General features: G+C 54.9%; 1 protein-coding gene. It reads right to left on the bottom strand.

The features are described from left to right. Positions 1-7: 7 nt before the first annotated feature. On the bottom strand, positions 8-1,384 hold the full coding sequence (locus NTD86_RS09315; protein WP_262201915.1) for an IS30 family transposase: 1,377 nt from the start codon (positions 1,382-1,384) through the stop codon (positions 8-10). Positions 1,385-1,450 lie beyond the last annotated feature (66 nt).

The raw sequence follows: 1,450 nt of genomic DNA, 5'->3' as shown, positions 1-1,450 counted from the left end.
GGCGGATTCAACCGGTCGTCGCAACACTGGATTGTTGTACAGACTTTAGATACTCATTCAGTGCTTCGGCAGGTGTTTTCCAGCCGAGTGTTTTTCGAGGTCTAGTGTTAAGTACATGAGCTACCGCCTGTATTTCTTGCGCACTCCAACGAGAGAGGTCAGTGCCTTTCGGGAAGTATTGCCGTAGAAGGCCGTTCGTATTTTCGTTTGTGCCGCGCTGCCATGGACTATGTGGATCAGCAAAGAAAACCTTTACTCCGGATTCGATGGTAAATCGAGCGTGATCCGACAGTTCCTTTCCACGATCCCAGGTCAAAGATCGCCACAGTTCGATGGGAAGGTCAGCCACTGTTTTCTTCAATGCGTTGGCCATACTAACAGCCCCATAGCCGGCCAGCGCCGGGCCGTTCTTTGTGCGGGGAATTAGCCCATAACCTTTCTCGCGAGGCAGATGGACAAGCATGGTAAATCGAGTTGAGCGCTCGACCAGAGTTCCAATCGCAGAACGATTCAGGCCGATGATCAGGTCGCCCTCCCAATGCCCGGGCACAGCCCTATCTTCTACCTCAGCAGGGCGACTGGAGATCATGACGTCCTCGCTGACGTGTGCCCACGCTTTGGCCTGCGCTCTGGCTCTTGGCACACGCAATGCGCGTCCTGAGCGCAGGCAGCTCACCAGTTCGCGCTTGAGTGCTCCTCGCCCCTGAATGTAGAGCGCCTGATATATGGCTTCATGAGAGATGCGCATGGACTCATCATCCGGAAAATCGATTTGGAGCCGGTTGGTGATCTGTTCGGGCGACCAGCCATTGACCCATTTACGGTCACTGCGATGCGGTTTATTTCGGCCTTTGAAGGGCGCTGGTCGAGGCCCAGAAATTTCACCGCCATTGGCGTCTTGAACCTCGCCCTCAAGATGATCGCGTACGTACTGATGCAGTCGCAGGTTAGTGACCAGTTTCGCTGGTTTCGGCCTCTTGGCCACCAGTTCAGCCTTCCATTGCGCGACTGACGCTCGATACTCAAGCCGACCGCAACGAGTTGCAGCGTTACGTATCAGCTCCCGTGAAATTGTCGATGGGCTTCGTCCAAGGCGACGGGCAATCTCACGAACGCCAACACTTTGCGCTCTAAGCAGCCCAATCTCTTCTCGCTCTGCGAACGATAAGTATCGTCCTGAAATGTGGTTCGACATGAATAATGGCATCCCGCCTCGATGACGGAACCAGCGTGTACCCACCGCTGTTGATACGCCAACGGCTTGTGCTGCCTTTTCGCTTGTGATGCCTGTCGCTATCTGCACCCAAAACAGCCGCTCAATCTCATTACGAAGTGACGGCGCACCTGGAGAACGCATCGCTCCCCGGCCCGTCAATTTTTGCATCCATCCTGCGGGTCGTCCCATAAACACCTCGATAAAGGTGTTGCGACGACCGGTTGAATCCGCCCA

It is taken from the genome of Pseudomonas sp. 7P_10.2_Bac1 (genome assembly GCF_025465935.1).
In the GTDB taxonomy this organism is placed as follows: Bacteria; Pseudomonadota; Gammaproteobacteria; order Pseudomonadales; family Pseudomonadaceae; genus Aquipseudomonas.
This window is presented reverse-complemented; position numbering and strand designations above follow the sequence as displayed.